General features: G+C 76.4%; 2 protein-coding genes. Both read right to left on the reverse strand.

The genetic code is table 11. The features are described from left to right. Nucleotides 1-342, reverse strand: a 342-nt coding sequence (locus tag G3I78_RS47430) for an FAD binding domain-containing protein (RefSeq protein ID WP_343244031.1), incomplete at its 3' end; no start/stop codon positions are given. Then, nucleotides 339-534 (reverse strand): 2Fe-2S iron-sulfur cluster-binding protein (locus tag G3I78_RS47435; protein ID WP_239158473.1); only part of this gene is annotated, 196 nt, incomplete at its 5' end. The genes G3I78_RS47430 and G3I78_RS47435, both read right to left, overlap by 4 nt.

Below are 534 nucleotides of genomic sequence, written 5' to 3' on the forward strand. Positions count from 1 at the left end.
GAGCAGGTTGCCGCCGGTGGTGGCGACGTTGCGCAGCTGGCCGGAGGCACCGGAGAGCAGCGCCCGGCTGAGGAGCGGGTAGCGGGTGCGCACCACGCGGTCGGCGGCGAGGTCGCTGTTGCGGACCGTGGCGCCGACGCGCAGGCCGCCGTCGGGGAGTTCGCGGATCTCGTCCAGCGGCAGGCGGGAGACGTCGATGAGGGCGCCGGGGGTCTCGACGCCGAGTTTCATCAGGTCCACGAGGTTGGTGCCGCCGGCGAGGTAGCGGGAGCCGGGGTGGGCGGCGTAGGCGTCGACCGCGGACTGGACGGTGGTGGCGCGCACGTAGGCGAAGGGCTTCACGCGGTCACCTCCGCGCCGGTCGCGGTGGCCGCGGCGTCGGCTCCCGCGTCGGCGACGGCTCGGACGATCGCGGGGTAGGCGCCGCAGCGGCAGAGGTTCCCGCTCAGCCGTTCCCTGATCTCCTCGGTGGTCAGCACGGCGGGGCCGGGCGGGGCCGGGGCCGCGGCGGCGGTGACCTGCGAGGGGTGGCCG

This window comes from Streptomyces sp. SID13726 (genome assembly GCF_010548375.1).
GTDB lineage: Bacteria > Actinomycetota > Actinomycetes > Streptomycetales > Streptomycetaceae > Streptomyces.